General features: G+C 65.9%; 16 protein-coding genes. 13 read left to right on the forward strand and 3 right to left on the reverse strand.

What is annotated here, in order from left to right:
- Nucleotides 1-750 precede the first annotated feature (750 nt).
- The 6 genes from AC5FRZ_RS03085 (at nucleotide 751) to AC5FRZ_RS03110 (ending at nucleotide 7,344) form a co-directional block, all read left to right on the forward strand.
- Complete coding sequence (locus AC5FRZ_RS03085) at nucleotides 751-2,616, forward strand: ABC transporter substrate-binding protein (RefSeq protein WP_493563826.1); 1,866 nt, start codon at nucleotides 751-753, stop codon at nucleotides 2,614-2,616.
- 204 nt (nucleotides 2,617-2,820) lie between these two features.
- A complete protein-coding gene (locus AC5FRZ_RS03090; protein ID WP_493563827.1) occupies nucleotides 2,821-3,828 on the forward strand; it encodes an ABC transporter permease in 1,008 nt (335 codons plus the stop codon).
- Nucleotides 3,815-4,837 carry an ABC transporter permease gene (locus AC5FRZ_RS03095; RefSeq protein ID WP_372480812.1) on the forward strand — a complete coding sequence of 341 codons (1,023 nt, stop codon included), beginning with the start codon at nucleotides 3,815-3,817 and terminating at the stop codon, nucleotides 4,835-4,837. The genes AC5FRZ_RS03090 and AC5FRZ_RS03095 overlap by 14 nt, the downstream gene beginning before the upstream one ends.
- A complete protein-coding gene (locus AC5FRZ_RS03100; protein ID WP_372479712.1) occupies nucleotides 4,838-5,911 on the forward strand; it encodes an ABC transporter ATP-binding protein in 1,074 nt (357 codons plus the stop codon).
- Nucleotides 5,911-6,966: an oligopeptide/dipeptide ABC transporter ATP-binding protein gene (locus tag AC5FRZ_RS03105; protein WP_153552334.1), complete on the forward strand. Its 1,056-nt coding sequence runs from the start codon at nucleotides 5,911-5,913 to the stop codon at nucleotides 6,964-6,966. The genes AC5FRZ_RS03100 and AC5FRZ_RS03105 overlap by 1 nt, the downstream gene beginning before the upstream one ends.
- 141 nt (nucleotides 6,967-7,107) lie before the next feature.
- On the forward strand, nucleotides 7,108-7,344 hold the full coding sequence (locus tag AC5FRZ_RS03110) for a hypothetical protein (protein ID WP_170093368.1): 237 nt from the start codon (nucleotides 7,108-7,110) through the stop codon (nucleotides 7,342-7,344).
- Here the strand turns inward: AC5FRZ_RS03110 and AC5FRZ_RS03115 are convergent.
- Together AC5FRZ_RS03115 and htpX are read right to left on the reverse strand one after the other, a co-directional pair.
- The gene (locus tag AC5FRZ_RS03115) at nucleotides 7,341-8,264 is read right to left on the reverse strand and encodes a HEAT repeat domain-containing protein (RefSeq protein WP_493563828.1); all 924 of its coding nucleotides are present in this window, start codon (nucleotides 8,262-8,264) and stop codon (nucleotides 7,341-7,343) included. The genes AC5FRZ_RS03110 and AC5FRZ_RS03115 overlap by 4 nt on opposite strands.
- A gap of 440 nt (nucleotides 8,265-8,704) precedes the next feature.
- Nucleotides 8,705-9,580: a zinc metalloprotease HtpX gene (gene htpX / locus AC5FRZ_RS03120; RefSeq protein ID WP_493563829.1), complete on the reverse strand. Its 876-nt coding sequence runs from the start codon at nucleotides 9,578-9,580 to the stop codon at nucleotides 8,705-8,707.
- Between the two features lie 147 nt (nucleotides 9,581-9,727).
- Between htpX and AC5FRZ_RS03125 the strand changes: the two genes are divergently transcribed.
- The 6 genes from AC5FRZ_RS03125 (at nucleotide 9,728) to AC5FRZ_RS03150 (ending at nucleotide 15,877) form a co-directional block, all read left to right on the forward strand.
- Nucleotides 9,728-10,234: a TspO/MBR family protein gene (locus tag AC5FRZ_RS03125; RefSeq protein WP_493563830.1), complete on the forward strand. Its 507-nt coding sequence runs from the start codon at nucleotides 9,728-9,730 to the stop codon at nucleotides 10,232-10,234.
- Nucleotides 10,235-10,295: 61 nt separating this feature from the next.
- The gene (locus tag AC5FRZ_RS03130; RefSeq protein WP_493563831.1) at nucleotides 10,296-11,411 is read left to right on the forward strand and encodes a 60S ribosomal export protein NMD3; all 1,116 of its coding nucleotides are present in this window, start codon (nucleotides 10,296-10,298) and stop codon (nucleotides 11,409-11,411) included.
- A gap of 85 nt (nucleotides 11,412-11,496) precedes the next feature.
- Nucleotides 11,497-12,657 (forward strand): outer membrane protein assembly factor BamB family protein, encoded by a 1,161-nt coding sequence (locus AC5FRZ_RS03135; protein WP_493563832.1) that lies wholly within the window; start codon nucleotides 11,497-11,499, stop codon nucleotides 12,655-12,657.
- A gap of 55 nt (nucleotides 12,658-12,712) precedes the next feature.
- Entirely contained in the window at nucleotides 12,713-13,798 is a 1,086-nt protein-coding gene (locus AC5FRZ_RS03140) for a class I SAM-dependent methyltransferase (RefSeq protein WP_493563833.1), read from the forward strand.
- 100 nt (nucleotides 13,799-13,898) lie between these two features.
- Nucleotides 13,899-14,780 carry a hypothetical protein gene (locus AC5FRZ_RS03145; RefSeq protein WP_170093373.1) on the forward strand — a complete coding sequence of 294 codons (882 nt, stop codon included), beginning with the start codon at nucleotides 13,899-13,901 and terminating at the stop codon, nucleotides 14,778-14,780.
- 206 nt (nucleotides 14,781-14,986) lie between these two features.
- Entirely contained in the window at nucleotides 14,987-15,877 is an 891-nt protein-coding gene (locus AC5FRZ_RS03150; protein WP_493563834.1) for a hypothetical protein, read from the forward strand.
- 8 nt (nucleotides 15,878-15,885) lie between these two features.
- Here AC5FRZ_RS03150 and AC5FRZ_RS03155 read toward each other — a convergent pair whose 3' ends face one another.
- Nucleotides 15,886-17,640 (reverse strand): helicase C-terminal domain-containing protein, encoded by a 1,755-nt coding sequence (locus AC5FRZ_RS03155; RefSeq protein WP_493563835.1) that lies wholly within the window; start codon nucleotides 17,638-17,640, stop codon nucleotides 15,886-15,888.
- Nucleotides 17,641-17,736: 96 nt separating this feature from the next.
- On the opposite strand from AC5FRZ_RS03155, the gene AC5FRZ_RS03160 reads away from it, so the two are divergent.
- A complete protein-coding gene (locus AC5FRZ_RS03160) occupies nucleotides 17,737-18,978 on the forward strand; it encodes a type IV pilin N-terminal domain-containing protein (RefSeq protein WP_493563836.1) in 1,242 nt (413 codons plus the stop codon).
- The last annotated feature ends 11 nt before the right edge of the window (nucleotides 18,979-18,989 follow it).

The following is an 18,989-nucleotide window of genomic DNA, read 5'->3' on the forward strand; positions in this document are numbered from 1 at the left end:
CAGACACTGTTCGGGTAGTACGAGACCAGGTCTTCGACGACCGTCGTACGAATACGCAGACCTTCTCGTCGGGGTCTGTGAAGCGGATTTAATCGGACAACAGCTGAATCATCTCCCGTCGGGGCTACCAGCGCACTCCCGGTGCTCTCTGATTCCCTTGTTACTCTCCCGTACTGATCGCGCAACACCTATCGAGAGACGCTCTGCTCCGGTCATAGGTGGACGATAGTCGAACGGTCCCCTATCAGTCGAACCCACAACGAATTGCTGTCGATTGGTGTCTCGTTCAACATCGATAGTGATGGTCTTGGCTGCCTATCGCAATAGACTCGCTCACACCGGTACGCCGACGGTCCGATCTCAGATGCTAGCCGGCGTTCGCCGTCGAAGTCCTCGATCGTGTATCGGGTCTGAATCCTCGAAGAGAAGCACTTTCGTCGGTATCTCGGCGACGCTGGCATGTCTCTGGCTGTGGTGCCTGCTCACCGGTTGACTGCTTCTCCCTGCATCAATATTGTATGATATATACACAACTAGGTCCGTCATAGCTTGGCAGACGTTGCCGTCTGCGAGCCACCCGCTGTTCAGTGTGTGGATCAATACCATCTGTTCGACATGCACGTTGAGGCTCGGGTTTTCCGACATAGGCCGAAAAAAGGTTAGCTAACTTCTTCAAATCCTTATCTGAACCCCCTGTGTAGAATTATCCAAAACCTTTATTATCAGACAACGACGCGGGATAACGTGGATATGGCAGACAAGTCCAACGACTACAAAGACGTTCTTAGCCGCCGCCGGTTCGTCGCGCTGACAGGCGCGGCAGGTGCTGCTGCACTTGCCGGCTGTGACGGCTCGGAGGGTACGGATGACAGTACGCCGGCCGACGAGGGTGGGGACGACGACACGTCGACCGAAGACGACGACATGTCGACCGAAGACGACTCGATGGAGGTCGCCGACGTTCGTCACCTCAGCGGGACGAACCTCGCGCCCGACGAGATCCAGTTCAACCCCTGGGGCCAGAACACGGCACAGATCTCGAACGAGCTCATCTTCGATCCGTTCGCGGAGTTCAACTACGCCACTGGCGAGTACGAGCCCGCGATCATCGAGGAGTGGGAGTACACGGGCGACGCCTTCGAGATGGTGCTTCAGGAGGGTGCGACCTGGCACGACGGCGAGCCGGTCACCGCCCAGGACCTGGCCACCTATCTGCGACTCGACCGCGAGTCCGGTAGCTCGATCTGGGACTGGGGCAGCGACGTCGAGGAGATCGACGAGCGGACCGTCGCCATCACCGTCGAGGGCGACATCAACCCGTCGCTGATCGAGTTCTCTGTGCTGGAGAACCGACTCGCCACCAAGCACTCCCGCTACGGCGACGTTCTCTCGGAGGTTCAGGAGGCAGACGACACCTCGGCACTGACCGAGTTCGTCGACGACGAGCCGATCGGCAACGGTATCTTCCAGTACGGCGAGGCCGACGAGCAGGTGATCCTCACGGAGCGTCACGCCGATCACCCGAACGCGGACAACATCAACTTCAAAGAGTACGCGTTCCAGTACTTCGACGGCAACACGGCGATCCACCAGGCGCTGCTCTCGGGCAACATCGAGAGCATGTTCACCATCTACACGCCGGGCAACGTCGTCTCGGACCTGCCCGACGCGGTGAACGAGTACCGCACGCCCCGCAACGGCGGCGTCGGACTGATCCCCAACCACAACCACGATCACCTGGGTCGACGCGCGGTCCGTCAGGCGATCGCGTACGCCATGGACCGGACGCAGGTCGCAGCCAACTCCGACCCGCGTACCAAGGTCGCTCCGCGCGTCCCCACGGCACTGCCCAACGCCCAGCTCGAGAACTGGCTCGGCGATTCCATGGGGGACTTCGAGACGTACGGTCGCGAGTCCAAGGAGACCGAACAGGCCGCGAGCGTACTCGAAGAGGCCGGCTACAGCCGCAACGGCGACGACGTCTGGGAGGACGAGGACGGCAACACCCTCTCCTTCGAGCTCATCGCCCCCGGTGGCTGGTCCGACTGGGTCACCGCGATGGAGTCCGTGGCAGACCAGCTCAACGCCTTCGGGATGGACGTGAGCTTCTCGACGGTGCCGTTCGGCGAACTCGGTGGCTCCGACGGTCGCTGGGCGAACGGGAACTTCGACGCGACCGCCGAGTACTGGACGGCGGCGTTCGCGCGTGCCGCTCACCCGTACCACAACCTGCGCCACCAGATGGTCGATCCCGGTGCGACACTTCGTCCCAACGGCTACGCCTATCCGGGTGCTGTCGAGGCCCGCGACGGCTCCGAAGCCGACATCACCGTTCCGGCACTCGGCGGCTCCGGCGAGCTGACGGTCAACCCCGTCGAGGACGTCGGGACGCTCGGGACCACCGCCGACAGCGAGACCGAGGCCGAGCTCGCACTCGAACTCCTGTGGGTCTCGAACCAGGATCTCCCGATGATCCCGATCCAGGAGGGGCTGAACCAGACGTTCATCTCCTCGAAGCGGTTCGACGTGCCGGCCGAAGACGCCGAAGTCGCACAGGTGCAGTACGCCAACACCTGGCTCCCGCGCCAGGGCGAGATGACGTACAACGGCAACTAACGGACAGCTATCTGGCCCGGACCCCTGGGTGGGAGGTCGGGGCCACGTCGCTGTCGTCGCGAGCGTCGGTCCGCCGCGTCGACAGAGTGACAGCGAGCCCGCCACCGATGCAGTTGACGAACTGATGTTTTCCTCGGGGGCACCCGGTTCGACGAACCGCCGGGAACCGTAATCCATATTTGTGTGAAGCGTAAGGACTCCACCATGCGCTACTACGCAGAACGGGTAGCTCGCTCCGTGTTAACGGTGTGGGCCGCCATCACACTAACCTTCGGAATCCTTCGACTGATGCCAGGGGGACCACTGGTACAGCTCCGGGGGCAACTGTCTCGCCAGAACATGACACCGGAGGAGATAGATAACCAGATCGCAGTGTACAGAGAACGACTCAATCTCGTCGATGCGCCGATCCACGAGCAGTACATCGCATACGTCTCGAACTTGCTTCAGGGGGACTTCGGCCAATCGCTCAAAGAGGGGGAGCCGGTGCTCCAGCTCATCGGCGAAGCGCTCCCGTGGACGGTGTTCGTGATGACGGTGGCGACGATCCTGATCTTCGCGATCGCGATCGTCTGGGGGGCGTTGACGGCCTACAAGGAAGGGTCGACGTTCGACAAGGTCTCGTCGGTGGTGGGTGTCCTCCTGGGATCGATCCCGTTCTACGTGTTCGCGTTCATCCTGTTGCTGTTCCTGGCCTACCAGAACAAGTTCTTCCCGGCCAGTGGCCGGATGACGGCGTTGACCGACGTGCGCCTCTCGGTCGATTTCATTATCGACGTGTTACACCACGCGGCACTGCCGATCGCGTCGGTCGTCGTCGTCCAGGCCGGGCTCCAGATGCTGTCGATGCGTGGGAACAGCATCCAGGTGCTGGGTGAAGACTACGTCCGTGTGGCCAGACTTCGTGGGCTCTCTGACCGCCGGATCTCGACGCGGTACGTTGCGAGAAACGCGATCTTGCCGATGTACACCGGCTTCCTGACGCTGATCGGCTTCAACATCGGAAACTCCGTGATCCTCGAACAGGTGTTCACCTACCGGGGGATCGGCTACGTCATGTTCGACGCGCTCGAAATCCAGGACTACTCGATACTGATGGGCGTGTTCCTGGTGTTTACCATCGTTCTCGTCATCGCAGTGCTGATCGCAGACCTGACCTACTCATGGGTCGATCCGCGGGTCAAATCGGGTGATGCAAGTGAAGCATACTGACTCAGACACGGACGGAGAAGAGTTCGTCTTCGAAACACAGACCTCGACTGTCGAAACGTCTCGCAGCGAACGGCTGCGAGACTTCTACGAGGAGTTCATCTACAAGCCGGGTCTCGTCGCCCTCGACGACTCGCGGACCCTCATCGGCGGTGTGATCCTCTTCGTGTTCATCCTCATCGCACTGGTCGGGACGCGGGTGTATCCGGCACCGGTCACCAACCAGGTCGAGCGAAGCCTCAAGCCGTTCGAGACGATGAACGCACCGCTGGGATCGAACCCGTCGGGGACCGACCTCCTCGCGCAGGTCATCCACGCGACGCCGTCGATGCTGATCCTGGTGACCGCGGGTGCGGTCTTCTCGACGTTCGTCGCGGTCTTTACCGGGACCGTCGCGGGATACAAGGGCGGCACGACCGACCGCGTCATCACGACGATCTCGGACATCGCGATGTCGATTCCGGGACTCCCGCTGGTGATGGTGCTGGCCGTGACCATCAAGCCCGAGAACCCGGCTGTCGTGGGGATCCTCCTCACCATCAACTACTGGTCCGGCCTCGGCCGAGCGATCCGGTCGCAGGTGCTGACGCTGCGCGAGGAGTCGTACGTCGAGGCCTCGCGGACGATGGGTGTGAGCACCCGGCGGATTCTGACGAAAGACATCATCCCGAACCTGATGCCGTACATCCTGGTCAACTTCGCGTTCGCCGCACGATACTGCATCTTCGCGGGCGTCGGACTGTACTACCTCGGCGTGTTGCCGGCGGACCTGGCAAACTGGGGGCTGCAACTCGACAGTGCGTACAACGACTACAGCGCACTCGTCGGCAGCGGCTCGGAGTATCTGGTGATCGTTCCGATGATCCCCATCGCCCTGCTGTCGCTCTCGCTGGTGTTGCTCGCCCAGGGACTCGACCGGATCTTCAATCCGCGCGTTCGCACTCGGATGGCCGGCGAGTCGGAGTCGATCGAAGAAGATGATGACGATGTCGTCCACACGGGGGGTGTCTAAATGGCCAGTACGACTGTCGAAACTCGCGAGCCAGACGCAGAGGATCCCGTCGTAGAGATCCGGAACGCCTCGGTGACCTACGACGACGGCAACTCCTACGTCCTCGATCACGTCTCGATGGACGTTCACCGTCACGAAGTGATCGGTGTCATCGGCGAGAGCGGTTCGGGCAAGTCGATGCTCGCCGAGTCGATGCTGGACTCGATTCCAGACCCCGGCATACTGCGCGGACAGGTCACGTACAACCCGAGTGAGGGCGAGCCGATCGACGTGCTCGACCTGACGACCGAAGAGCTGCGACAGCTCCGCTGGGAAGAGATCTCGATGGTGTTCCAGGGCGCGATGTCGTCGTTCAACCCGACGATGCGAGTCGGGAAGCACTTCGAGGAGACGCTGTCCGCCCACGACGCGGACGTCGACGAGGGGCTGGAGTTCGCTCGCGAACTGCTCCAGGACCTCTATCTCGAACCCGACCGCGTGTTGAACTCCTACCCCCACGAGCTGTCCGGCGGGATGCAACAGCGGGCCCTGATCGCCCTGTCGCTGGTGTTGGAGCCGGAGGTCCTCGTGATGGACGAGCCGACGGCGGCGCTGGACCTGCTCATGCAGCGCTCGATCCTGCGACTACTCCGCGAGCTCAAAGAGAAGTACGACCTGACGATGGTCTTTATCACGCACGACCTCCCGCTCATCGCGGCACTCGCAGACAGACTCGCGATCATGTACGCCTTCCACCCCGTCGAGATCGGACGGACCGAAGAGATCGTCCGGAATGCGGCCCACCCGTACACGCGGGCGCTGCTGAACTCGACGCCGAACCTCGACGCACCGATCGAAGAGATGGTCCCGATCCCCGGTTCACAGCCGGCACCGATCAACGTGCCAGACGGCTGTGCGTACCATCCGCGGTGTCCGCTGGCCGACGAGCAGTGTCGCTCCTCGGAACCGGACTACGCGTCGATCAGCGATCGTCACGCGTCCGCGTGCTACCACTGGGAGGACGCACGAAACGAAATCTCGCTCAACTACTCGGAGAACCTTGGCGACGCCGCCCGCTCCGGAGGTGAGGAGTGATGCCGGGTGACGAAGTCGTGTTGAGCCTCGAAGACGTCGAGGTTCACTTCGAGAACAAGTCGTCGCTCCTCGATTTCGGTGGCGAAGACGAGGTCGTCAGAGCGGTCGACGGCGTCTCGCTCGACATCTACGAGCGCGACGTGATCGCACTGGTCGGCGAGTCCGGCTGTGGGAAGACGACGCTGGGCAAGACCTCGATCGGTCTCCAGCGACCCACCGGCGGCTCGGTGAAGTACCGCGGCGAAGACATCTGGGACATCCGTGACGGAAAGGTCGACACCGACACCGAGTGGGCCGACATCCGCCAATCGCTGCAGATCATCCACCAGGACCCCGGCGCGTCGCTGAACCCGAACCGCCGGCTGGTCTCGATCCTCTCGGAGCCGCTCCGACAGGTCAACCCGGACCTCTCGAAACAGGAGAAGCGCGAACGCATCTACGCGCTCTTGGAGCGCGTGGGTATGACGCCGGCCGCCGACTTCGCCGAGCGCTACCCACACCAGCTCTCGGGCGGCGAACAACAGCGCGTGGCCCTCTGCCGGGCGCTGTTGATGAACCCGGACGTGATCCTGGCCGACGAGGCGATCAGCGCACTGGACGTGTCGCTGCGCGTCGAGATGATGGACCTGATGCTTGACCTCCAAGAGGAGTTCGACACCTCCTACGTGTTCATCAGCCACGACCTCTCGAACGCTCGCTACTTCACCGCCCACAGCGGTGGGCGAATCGGCGTGATGTACCTGGGACAGATCGCAGAGATCGGTCCGGCCGAGGCGATGATCCAGGATCCCCACCACCCATACACCAACGTCCTCCGGTGGGCGACGCCGGACCTCTCCCTGCAGGACGCGGGCGACCTGCCGATGCGCAAGATCGACATCCCGGATCCGGTCGATCCGCCGAAGGGCTGTAACTTCCAGACGCGGTGTCCGGAGGCCCGAGAAGCCTGCCGACAGGCAGACCCACAGAGCTACCACGCGGGGAACCAGCGCGTCCGGTGCTTCCGCGAGGACGAGGACCACGAGTACTGGGAGAGCCCGGAACTGACGGACTGATCCTGCTCGCAGTCTGTCAGGACCCTCGCCGCTACGGTCGTGAGGCGGTGACCTGACAGTAACAGCGGTTCGTCGGTCCGCTCTTCTTCGACGCCAGTGGACAGAGCAAGACTCTTGTCTACTCGCCGGTAGTACACTCCCATGGCGCGTTTCGAGCCCTTCTGGCGGACCATGTGTGCGTACCGGTCGTACATCTGGCTCGCCGTCATGGTCCACATCTTCTTGCTCTTGCTCGCGATCTTCGGACTGGTGGTCGGACAGCCGGGAACGGCGTCGTACACCCTCTCGCTCGTCAACGTCGGCCTGCTGACGGTGTCTGGTGGGACTGCCTTCCTCGTGTTCTACACGTGTACTCGCCGCGAGGTAGAAGAGTACTAGGCGTCGGCCTGTTCCTCGATGAACGTCGCCGTCTCGCTGGCCAGTTCGCGCAGGTCCTCGTCACGCTGCTCGTCCGCAGCGACGCTGCGAAGCGGCTCGATCGCGGCTGGCGGTGCGAGAAAGCCCAGCGCGGCGACTGCCGTACTGACCGTGGGCGTGTCGTGGTGGGCCAGCAGTTCGACGAGGGGATCGACGGCACCGTCGACGAGCGTCGGATCGTGTTCGGCGACCGACGCGACGATGTTCGCGACCGTCGTCAACACCCCCACGGCGTCGCTCTCGCTGTCGAGGACGCCGACCAGCGTCGGGATGTGGTCGGCGACGGCCGCCGGCTCGATCGACGCCAGCTCGGCGATCATGTTGGCCGTGACGACCCGCGTCGCCCACTGACGTTTGGTCTCGTCTTCCGAGACGTTCTGGTAGAACTCCGCTCGCTCCTGGCTCGGCGTTTCGCCGGCCCGTCCCTCGGTGAAATCCACCGCCGGGTCTTCCATCGTCCGATCGACCAGCTGCTGGAGGTGGGGACGGTAGGCTCGCGGCATCGTCGTGATCGACTCGCGTACGAACTGGACGGCCGCCAGCTGCAGAATCGGCGGGTCCTGATCGAGCAGGTCGACGATCGGTCCGACCGCGTCCTCGACGGCCTCGGGTGCTTCGTCGACGAGCGAGGCCAGCGCCAGCGCGCTGTGGAGCTTCACGTTCGTCCGCTCGTGTTCGAGGTTGGCGATCAACTGCGGGGCATGTTCGATCACTGTCGCGGGGTCGTCGTCCGCGACGGCGGCGGCGACCCGCACGGCGTGAGTACGAACGAGGTTCGTCTCGTGTTCGAGTCCGGACCGGAGCACGTCCGCCGAGACCTCGTCGGCCGACACTGACTCGATGTCGTGTGTCAGGACACCGTGGCTAAGCGAATCACTCATCGTCCATCGAAGGACGCCGACGCCAATAATGGTGGCGATGGGGACCGTCACCAGTCTCGTCCACACCGGCGTTCGTCACGGGAGGACGGTCCGTACGGCGACACGGACGCTCCCGCCACGTCGCACCACGATGGTCCGAGAGGAGTGGCACTTTGCGTATGGCTTCGCATTTGTGACTGTCTCCGAACAGTAGCGCATCAGTTGACGTTCGACCGGCCTGCCTGTGACATACCGAAGTGCAGGCGGGCTATCCGTGGTGAAAGTAGGGGAATAGCGTTCGGTGTCCGTGACCTCGCTTCGAGAGCACGTCAGTTTCTCTTTGTCTATCGAGAACTTCGCAGCGACCTCGAAGACGAATTTGCTCACCGCTTTCGGATTTCGGTGGGTACTCTGACCAGTTCCCGACTATTCAAATACCGACAGTTATGTAGAACTGATAGTTACCGCTGTTCCAGCTCGCGCTCCAGGTCCTGGAGGCGATCGATCCGCTGTTCCGTCGAGGGGTGCGTGCTGAACAGTTTCCCGACGAAGCCGGACTTGATCGGGATGATGAAGAAGGCGTTCATCTCGGCCTGATCGCGCATGTCCTCTTTGGGGACCTTGTCCATCCGGCCGTCGATCTTCATCAGCGCCGTCGCGAGCGCCGAGGGGTTGCCGGTGATCGACGCGCCGCCGCGATCGGCGGCGTACTCCCGATAGCGGCTCAGCGCACGGATGAGGAGGAACGAGACGATCCACACCACGAGCGAGACGAGGATCGCGACCAGCACCGGCGCGCCGCCGTTGCCCCCGCGGTCCCGCCCGCCCGAGAACAGCCAGCCCCACCGGACGACGAGGAAGGCGATCGTCGAGAGGAACGAGGCGATGGTCATCACCATCACGTCGCGGTTCTTGATGTGAGCGAGTTCGTGAGCCAGGACGCCCTCCAGTTCCTCCTGGTCCAGCGTCTCCATGATCCCGGTCGTCACGCAGACGGCCGAACTCTTCTTCGAGCGGCCGGTCGCGAAGGCGTTGGGGACCCGAGAGTCGGCGACGGCGACCGTCGGCTTCGGGAGGTCGGCCTGTTGGGCGAGGCGCTCGATCGAGCGGTGGAGCTCCGGGTACTCGTCGGGTTCGACCTCGCGGGCACCCATCGAGTACAGCGCCAGTTTGTCGCTGAAGAAGAACTGTCCGAGCAGGAATACGCCCATCCCGACGAGAGCGAGGTAGATATCGAACTCGATCATCACCGCGACGAAGACGATGTACAGCGCGAACAGCAGGAACATCGTCAGGATCATGCGAGCGCGGAGACCCCAGTCTGTTTGCCACTCCATACCCGTGCTACGGGGCTGACGAGTAAAAGGGTTGTTCGACGGACTGCGAATGGATCTCGCCGCTTTCTCCCGGTTTCTGGCACGCAACGACACCGACGGAGCCGATTCGACCACAACTGGTTTGTTCCTGTTGGCTGTATTATCTGTATGTCACTCGCCGACGCTGCTCCCGATCGGTCCGATCGTCGCGATCTCCTCTGGGCACTGGCGGCCGTCGTCCTCGTCAACGTCGTCGGCGGCGTCCCGGCCGTCCTCGGTGGCCCGGACTCGGCGTGGTTCGAGGGGCTGGTCGAGCCAGCGATCTATCCGCCGGGCTGGGCCTTCGGCGTCGTCTGGACGCTGCTCTTTACCCTGCTGGGCGTCGCGGTCTACCTGGTCGCCAGCGAGGGGCTGGACGAGCGTCGCGTCCAGGTTGCGCTGGGGCTGTTTGCCCTCCAGTTCGCGTTCAACGTCGCCTGGACGCCGGTCTTTTTCACGCTCCAGCGACCGCTGGCCGCGCTCGGGGTGATCGTCGCGCTGGCGGTCCTGATCGTCCCGACCATGTGGGCCTTCGATCGCGTCGACCGCCGGGCGGCGGCGCTGCTGGCCCCCTATCTCGTCTGGGTCCTGTTCGCGGCCCTGCTGAACTATCGGTTCTGGGTCCTGAACGCCTGAAGATTCGGCTCCCGACTCCGGAACGCACGACTTAACCGCGACAGCCACCAACGGCGTCGCAATGAGTCGATCCGGAGCTTTCTGCCCGCGCTGTGGCGACGAGATACCGGACCACGAGCGCGAGCGCCCGAGCGTCGCGGGCCAGCACGACCCCGACAGCGTGCTCTGTGACGCCTGCTACTTCGAGGAGTTCGATCTCGTCGACGCGCCGGACCGCATCGAGGTCCGGGTCTGTGCCCAGTGTGGTGCCGTCCACCGGGGCAACCGCTGGGTCGACGTGGGTGCCGAGGACTACACCGACATCGCCGTCGACGAGGTCAGCGAGGCCCTGGGCGTCCACGTCGACGCCCAGTCGGTCGCCTGGCAGGTCGCGCCCGAACAGGTCGACAAGAACACGATCCGGATGCACGCGGAGTTCTCCGGGGTCATCCGGGAGACGCCGGTCACCGAGGAGGTGGTCGTCCCGGTCAAGATCAGCCGCCAGACCTGCACGCGCTGTGGCAAGATCGCGGGCGGTTCGTACGCCTCGACGGTGCAGGTGCGGGCCGACGAGCGCACGCCGACCGGCGACGAGGCCGACCGCGCCAAGGAGATCGCCCACGAGGTCGTCGACGAGATGGAGGCCACGGGCGACCGGGACGCCTTCGTCACCGAAATTTCCGAGCCCGAAGCGGGCGTCAACATCAAGGTGTCGACCAACAAGATCGGGATGAAAGTCGCCCGCCAGATCACGACCGAGCTGGGCGGGACGTTCACCGACAACGAGACGCTGGTCACCGAAGACACGGACGGCAACGAGGTGTATCGGGTCACGTACGCGATCCGGCTGCCGCGCTATCGCCCCGGCGAGGTGATCGATCCGGAGGACGGCGACGGTCCGGTGTTAGTCCGCTCTGTGCAGGGCAACCTCAAGGGGACGCGCCTCGCGACGGGCGACTCCTTCGAAGCGTCCTTCGAGGACGAGAACGCCCCCGACGCTCGCCGCCTGGGGACCGACGCCGACGCCGAACGGACCACCCTCGTCGCCGTCGAGGACGAGAACGCCGTGCAGGTGCTCGACCCCGAGACGTTCGAGTCGAAGACGATCCCCCGGCCCGACTACCTCGACACCGACGCCGACGAGGTGCCGGTCCTCAAACACCGCGAGGGACTGCACGTCCTGCCCGACGAGAGCTGAGGAGTGACTTCGGGACACGTGCCCGCCGCGTGTTGTCGTCCAGACAGAAGATACTTACCGGCAGACGTTAGCCCCGTTCGCACGGATGCAACGCCGCCAGTTCCTCGCTGCGACCGGCCTGACGCTTCTCGGTGGCACCACCGGCTGCGTGGGCCAGCTCTCCAGTCCGCTCGCGCCGACGAGTGACGAACCGATCGCCGTCGACGAGACGTGGAATCAGCCCGGTGGCGGGCCGGGCCACGCGTACGCCGCCAGCGGCAGCGGTCCGGGCGCGGCCATCGAGTCGCGGTGGCGGTTCTCGGACGGTGACAGCCACTTCGAACCGATGGCTATCGCAGACGACACGGTGTTTGCGGCCAGCGACAGCACCGTCGTCGCGCTCGACGCGAGCCGCGGGACGGAGCGCTGGCGCGCGGCGGTCGACTCGAACGACGACTGGCTCGCCGTGGGTCCGGACCACCTCTTCTTTTCGGACGGCTGGATCGAACGGGAGCCGGAGACGGCCAGCGTGACACCGTATCCCGAATCGTCGCCCCACCAGGACCGATTCGTCCTCCTGGAGGACCTGTTCGTCTACCTCACCGACGACGCGGTCGTCGCAGGACGGCCCGGAGCCGACGAGGCGCGCTGGCGGCGACCGCTCGACAGGCCCCACTCGCTGTGTGGCGTCGCCGACCAGATGGTCGTGGTCGCCACGGAGACGGGACTCGCCGGTCTGTCACTGAGCGACGGCAGCCAGCAGTGGCTGCGTGAAGACCTCTGGTCGGAGGTGAGTTTCGTCGATGTGGCCGGGGCGGACGAGCGCGTCTACGCGACGACGTGGACGCGCGACGCGACCGTCTTCGGCCTCGACGCGGCGAGCGGCGAGACGGCCTGGACGTACGAACCACCGACACAGGTGTGGCTCACGGCCGATTCGGACCACGTCGTTCTCGGTGGGCTTCCGGACGTCGAACCGATGAACCGCGTCGACGTCCTCGACGCGGCCGGCGACCGCCAGTGGGTCGTGCCCACCGACAGCAACGACACGACGGTCCACGTGCCGGTCCTCGCCGACGGCGTCGTCTACGCCGCCCACGTCGCCGACTGCTTCGCCTACGACCTGGCCAGCGGTGAGGAACTGTGGTCACTCTCGCCAGACGGCCTCTTACCGAGTGACCTCTACCCGCTCGGCCAGCCCCTCGTCGCCGGTGACGGCCTCTTCCTCGAACAGGACGGGGCCGTGTACGGGTTCGGCCCCGCCTGACGGCCGACCGGTCGACACGAAACGGGTTTCCGTCCCGGCCGCCTGTCGTCCCACGATGAGCGCAGACGATCGACTGGCCGTCGTCGTCGCCCACGACCGCACCCAGACGGTCATCGACCGGCTCCGGGAACTGGACGCCTACGACGACGACCGGACGGTCCAGCCGTGGGACGACGACAGCGTCGCCGTCCCGGTGACCAGCGTCCCCGCCGACCTCGCCGTTCGAGACGTGGTCCGTCAGGTCGGCGAGCCGAGGCTCCGAGACCTGGACGACTACCTCCGGGACCGGGGGTGGACCGACGCGGAGATCGATCTGGCACCCGCGTCCTGGGCCGTCGTCGGCAGCGTCGTCCTCGTGGACGTCGGGGACGCGCCACGGCCCGAGGAGGTCGGTGAGGCACTCTTACAGCTCCACGGCGAGGCCGACACCGTCCTCGCGCGGGGGCCGATCACCGGCGAACACCGCGAACCCGCGGTCGAGGTCGTCGCCGGCACCGGCGACACCGAGACCGTCCACCGCGAGCACGGGACCGCCTACGCGCTGGACCTCGCCGAGGTGATGTTCTCGCCGGGCAACAAGGCCGAGCGGAGCCACATGGGCCAGGTCGTCCGCGAGGCCCACGAGGGACGGAGCGAGTCGGGAGCCTCGACGAGCGCGAGCGGTGCAATCGAAAGCGGCGAGCGCGAGCGGGTACTCGACATGTTCGCCGGCATCGGCTACTTCACGCTCCCGATGGCCCGCGCCGGGGCGACGGTCACTGCCGTCGAGCGCAATCCCGCTTCCTTCCGGTACCTGATCGAGAACGTCCAGCTCAACGAGGTCGCCGACCGAGTCCAGCCCTACCGGGCCGACTGCCGAGACGTGACTCCCGATCTCGCCGCCGACCCGGTCGACCGGATCGTGATGGGCTACTACGAGGCCCACGAGTATCTCGACGCCGCACTGCCGGCGCTGGCTCCCGGCGGGGTCGTCCACATGCACGAGGCGACGCCCGACGGGCTGGTCTTCGAGCGCCCGATCGAGCGGATCGAGGCCGCGGCCGCCGACGCGGGCCGGGGCGTCGAGATCCTCGACACCCGCCGAGTCAAGAGCTACAGCGAGGGCGTCGCACACGTCGTCGTCGACGCCCGGATCGAGTGATCGTGTCGGCGTCCGCTCGGGATTGCGAACCGCTCCCAGCGGTGACAGCCGCCCGTCCGGGTCCGGAACCTATTCGGCGCTGGTCTCGGATCGGGTACGTATGCGCCGCCGTTCGTTCCTCGCGACCACGACGACTCTCGCCCTCCCGCTGGCCGGTTGTGTGCGCCCGGACTACGGCTCGCTGACGATGGCGTCGATGGCGTCCGACGCGGCGATCGCTCGACGCCACGCCGAAGACCTCGACGCTCTCCCGCCGGACTCCCGTGCCCTCGTCAGAGACGCCATCGACGGCGAGACGCCGACCAGAGCAGACACCGGTCCGCCGTTCGACGCCGACCGGCCGTTCGAAGACGACGGTGCGTTCTACGACATCGGGTACGAGGTCGTCGAGCGCCGTTCCGCTACCCAGTACGATCTCCAGATCGACTACGATCCGGTCGCGGAACCGTCGTCGGTCGTCGCGTACGCCGACCTCCCGGCCGTCGACAGGCGCGCCCTCTCTCGGCTCTTGCCGCCGCCGGCAGAGCCACCGACCGGCAGGGGCTTCGACGTAGACGTTGCCGACACGTACCTCGACGACACTGAGAGCGTCCTCGTCCCGGAACCGGAGTACGAGGCGGTCTCCTACGACGGCACCGCCTACCGGGTCGGCGTCGGCGGGAGCCGCGAGATCGAAGTCGACCGATACCAGTACAGCGCCGATCGGATCGCCGACAGCCCGGCGGCGTTCGGCCGTCAGCTGCGCGAGCGGCACCTGTTTACCCTCAGTGGACTCCCAGAGGCCGAACGGGAGATCGTCCTGGCGGCCGCCGACGAGGGCTACTATCCCGACAGCCCGAACCGGGCGTTCCGGTCGCTGACCGAACGACTTGGCTCACACGAGCCGGTCCGCTCGACGGCCGACACCGGCCACTGGCTGGTCCGGTACGACGGGCGGATCTACTGGGCGGAACTGTCGACGCCGGGGGAGACGATGCCGTAGCGCCTCGAAACGACTATCCGTTCTCACTGGCAAGGCGTGGGTATGGATCGACAGCAAATCCTCGCGATCGTCCTCGTCTTGCTCATGGTGGGCTCTTCGGCCGCCTACGCACTCTCGATGTTCTGATCGGCCGGCCGCTCAGTCGCCGCGGCTACTGTCGATGGCGTATCACAAACTATTCACCACACCCTGCGGTGCTCCGACGTATGCGCCGCCGAACATTCCTCGCGACCGCAGCGACCGCCGTTGCCCTCCCCCTCGCAGGCTGTGGCCACGCCTACGACGGTTCGCTCTCGATGAGCGAACTGACGAGCGACAGCGCCATCGCCGAGCGATACGCCGGCGAGACGGAGAACCTCTCCTCGGATCGCCTGGCGCTCGTCGACGCCGCCGTCGCCGGTGACGCACCGACACGGGAGGGCCGGTATCCCTACGAACGGGATCGTCCGATCGAACACGAGGGCGCGTACTACCGGATCACTCACGAGGTCGTCGACAGCCGTACCGAGACCCGGTACACGATCGACGTCGACTACGACCCCGAGACGACCCCGTCGTCGGTGATCGCCTACGAGGACCTGCCCGAGGCCGACAAGCGGGCGCTGGGCGAGTTGATCCCGCCGGAAGCAGATCACCCCGACAACGACGGGTTCGACATCGGTCGCTCACACCGGTACGAAGACGTCTCCGAGAGCGTCCTGGCCTCCGATCCCGCGTACGAGGGGATCTCTCACGAGGGGTCGACCTACCGCGTCAGAGTGGCCGACGGCGGCGAAGTGACGATCGAGACCTACGAGTACAGCGCCGAGCAGGTCGCCGAGAGCGCTGCCGATCTGGGCGCACAGCTCCGCGAGCAGTACCTGTTTTCCCTCTCGGGGCTCTCCGAAGCAGAACGCGAGATCGTCGCCGAGGCGATCGATGGGAGCTACTTCCCCGACGGCGGCGAGGTGCCCGACGCGTTCCGATCACTGGCCGATCGCTTCCGCGACCGAGCGGGTATCGACACCACCGAACACGGCGGGACGTGGCTGGCTCGCTACGAGGGAACCATCTACTGGACGGACCTACAGTACCCGCCGGAGACGGACTCCGAGTAGGACTCGTCTCACTCCGTCTCCCACACGTCGGCCATCGGACTCGTTCCCGAGGAGCGCCGTCGGGACCGCGAACGGGACCGTCCGCTACTGGTCCTGTCGCCAGTCGAATCACCGGAGCTGCCGCCACCGAGCGCGCTCGCGGGATCGAACGCGGGCAGGTCCGGCGGTGCCATCCGATCGACTTGCTCGGCGAACCAGTCGGGCATGTCGACGCGAGCCCGCTCGAACAGGTCCAGCAGCGACGAGTCCGCGAGATAGGTCGCGCCGTGGTCGTCCGGCGCACGGACGACGCGGCCACAGGCCTGAATGACCGTCCGCAGCGCCGTGCGGTAGTACCAGCCCCACTGGCCGTCCTCCAGGCGCTGTGCGACCCGCGAGTCGCGGGTGTTGGGATACGGTGCCTTGCAGATCACCTGCCAGCGACAGAGATCGCCCTCCAGGTCCAGCGCCTCTTCCATCTTCACCGAGAGGAACACGTCGGGGTCGTCGCTGCGCTTCCAGGCGGTGAGTTGCCCGTCGCGGTCCTCGCTGTCGTGGCTCCGCAGGCGTGATCCGACGCCGAAGTCGACGAGCAGCGATTCGAGTTGCTCGGCGATCGCGTAGGAGTGACAGTGGATCAGCCCCTTCTCGTCGGGGTGGTGTTGCATCGCCCGGACGACGATCCGGGCGATCTTGGGCAGGGTCTCCTCGCGGTGTTCGTAGGTCATCTTCCCCTGAGTCACGTCGTACAGCGGCCGGTGTTCGACGGGGAAGGTGTGGCCCACGTCCACGAGCGCGACGTTGTCCGGGTCGAGCCCGACGTTGGCACAGAACGCCTCCTTGTTGAGGATCGTCGCCGACAGCAGAGCGTGGCGCTGGCCGCGATCCCAGACCGTGTGCTTGAGGTACTTCTCCGGGTCCAGCGGTTTGATCGTCACGCTCCCGCCCTCGCCCTCTGGCTGGTCGACGACCCACGTCGTCACGCTCTCGGGATCGCGGTAGTCCTCGACGAACCACGAGAGGTCCTGCCGGAGTTTGTTCAGTCGATCGCGCTCGGCGACCTCCTCGGGCGTCAGCTCCTCTTGCTGGCGCAGTTCCTGCACCCGGCGCTCGCCCACGTCGGCCAGTCGCTGCGCGTAGCCCGCGGCGTCTTCCAGATCGTCGACCGCCTGAGGCCTGGTGTCCTCCCAGACCGGCACCGTCTCGAGACCGAGCTCGATCGTCGCGTACATCTCCGCCCAGTCGCCCAGCCCGTGGGCCTCGTCGATCACGACCACGTCGCGCGGGCCGAACACGTCCGAGCCGGCCGTCTGCATGAAGTAGGCGAGCGTCATCGCCGCGACCGGCCGGTTCGAGGCGATCGCCCGGTCCGAGAAGTACGGACAGCGGTGTTTCACCTGACAGTCGAATTTCCGCTCGCGGGCACAGGGTGCCTGATCGACCGACGTGTCGGTCTCGCCGGGGAGGATGCAGTCGTAGTTGTTCTTCCCGCGGATCACTTCGAGATCCGAGAGCAGCGGGTCCTCCGCCACGTCGTCTAACTGCGAGACCTGTGGGGTCGTGTAGTAGGCGTCGATGACCTCCTCGGCCCCGGCATCTCCCGCCGTCCGGGCACAGCCGGCGATGGCACGCGCGAGCAGGGACTTGCCGCTCCCGGTCGGCGCACGCACCAGCACCACGTCGTTGCCGGCCGCGAAGGCGTCGCGGATGTCCGCGAGCGCCTGGCGCTGGTTCCCCCGGTATTCCGGGGCCGGAAACTCGTCGAAGATACGGGCGGGATCCACGAGGGATGGCAACCGTGCGTCGGTCGTAAAACTGCCGGTCAGCGGAGCGCCGTCGAGACGAACAAGTATTTGCCGTCCCAGAGGGTGGGCCACTGTATGGATCAGACACGCCGCGCCCTCCTCCGCGCGGTCCCGCTGAGTGTGACGGCCGGGCTCGCCGGCTGTTCGGCCCTCTCTGGCGACGACGAACCGGCGACGGAAACGGCGACCGACACCCCGACCCCCGAGCCGGTCCTCGACGGGGACTCGTCGGCCACAGAGTGGCTGTTCCCGCCGTCGGCGCTGGAACAGGACAGCTACACCTTCGTCTCGCTGCACCCCTCGGCGATGCTCGAATACGCCGACGCGCTGCCCGAGGCGCGCGTCAGCAACCTCCAGTCCGACATCGGGCTGAGCGGCTTCGACACGATCGGCTCGCTCGACGGCCTCTACCAGTTCGGGCAGGGCGTCGCCGTCTACGACGGTCCGTTCGACCGCGACCCACTCGTCACGGAACTGACCGAAGCGGGCTTCGAGGAGATCGGCTCCACTCACGGCTTCGACCGGTACACCCCCGACGACAAGCGGCTGGTCGCCGTCGGCGAGAGCGACGTGTTGCTCGTCGACCTCCGCGGTGGCGACCTCGCCGTGACCGCCGACAGCGTCGCCGGAGCGGCCCTGGACGCGGTGACCGGCGAGGGCGACCGCTACCAGGACGTGAGCGACGACTGTGCGACGCTGCTCGACGCGCTCGGGACGGGCCACGTCCGTATCGGCCAGCCCGGGTCGACGGCACTCGACGGCGACGACGGCGTCGCACAGGGCGCTCGCTGGCGACTGGACAGCGAGACGACGGCGGTCGCCGCTGCGACCGTCTTCGAGAGCGCGGACGCGACGGACGAAGACGCCGTGGCGTCCTGGGCCGCCGCGTCGGGTCCCTTCGGTGAGACCGCGCCAGCGACCGCGAGTGACGGGCGGGTCGTCTCGGCGACGGCCGACGTTCCGACCGGCGAGCTGGGGCCGTTCGAACTCTCCTCCTCGCCCGACGCGGCACCGCAGGTCGCGCTGGACTTCGACTACGACGCCGACGCGGGGACGGTCACCGTCACTCACAACGGCGGCGACAGCGTCCCGGCCACACGGCTCGAACTCCGGGGCGACGGCTTCGCCGAGCGCGACAGCGCCGATCAGAGCGAGTCTGGGCTGTGGGACGGAGAGGCCAGCGGTGACGACGAGACGGTCGTCGCCGGTGACAGCGTCGTCGTCGGTGTCACGCCCGCGTACCGGCTGTTCGTCCTGTATTCGCCCGAATCGGGGCGCGGGACGACGCTGGGCTCCTCGACCGGACCCGAGGCCTGAGCCTGCCGCCC

The sequence above is a fragment of the Halomicrobium sp. HArcht1-1 genome, assembly GCF_058933285.1.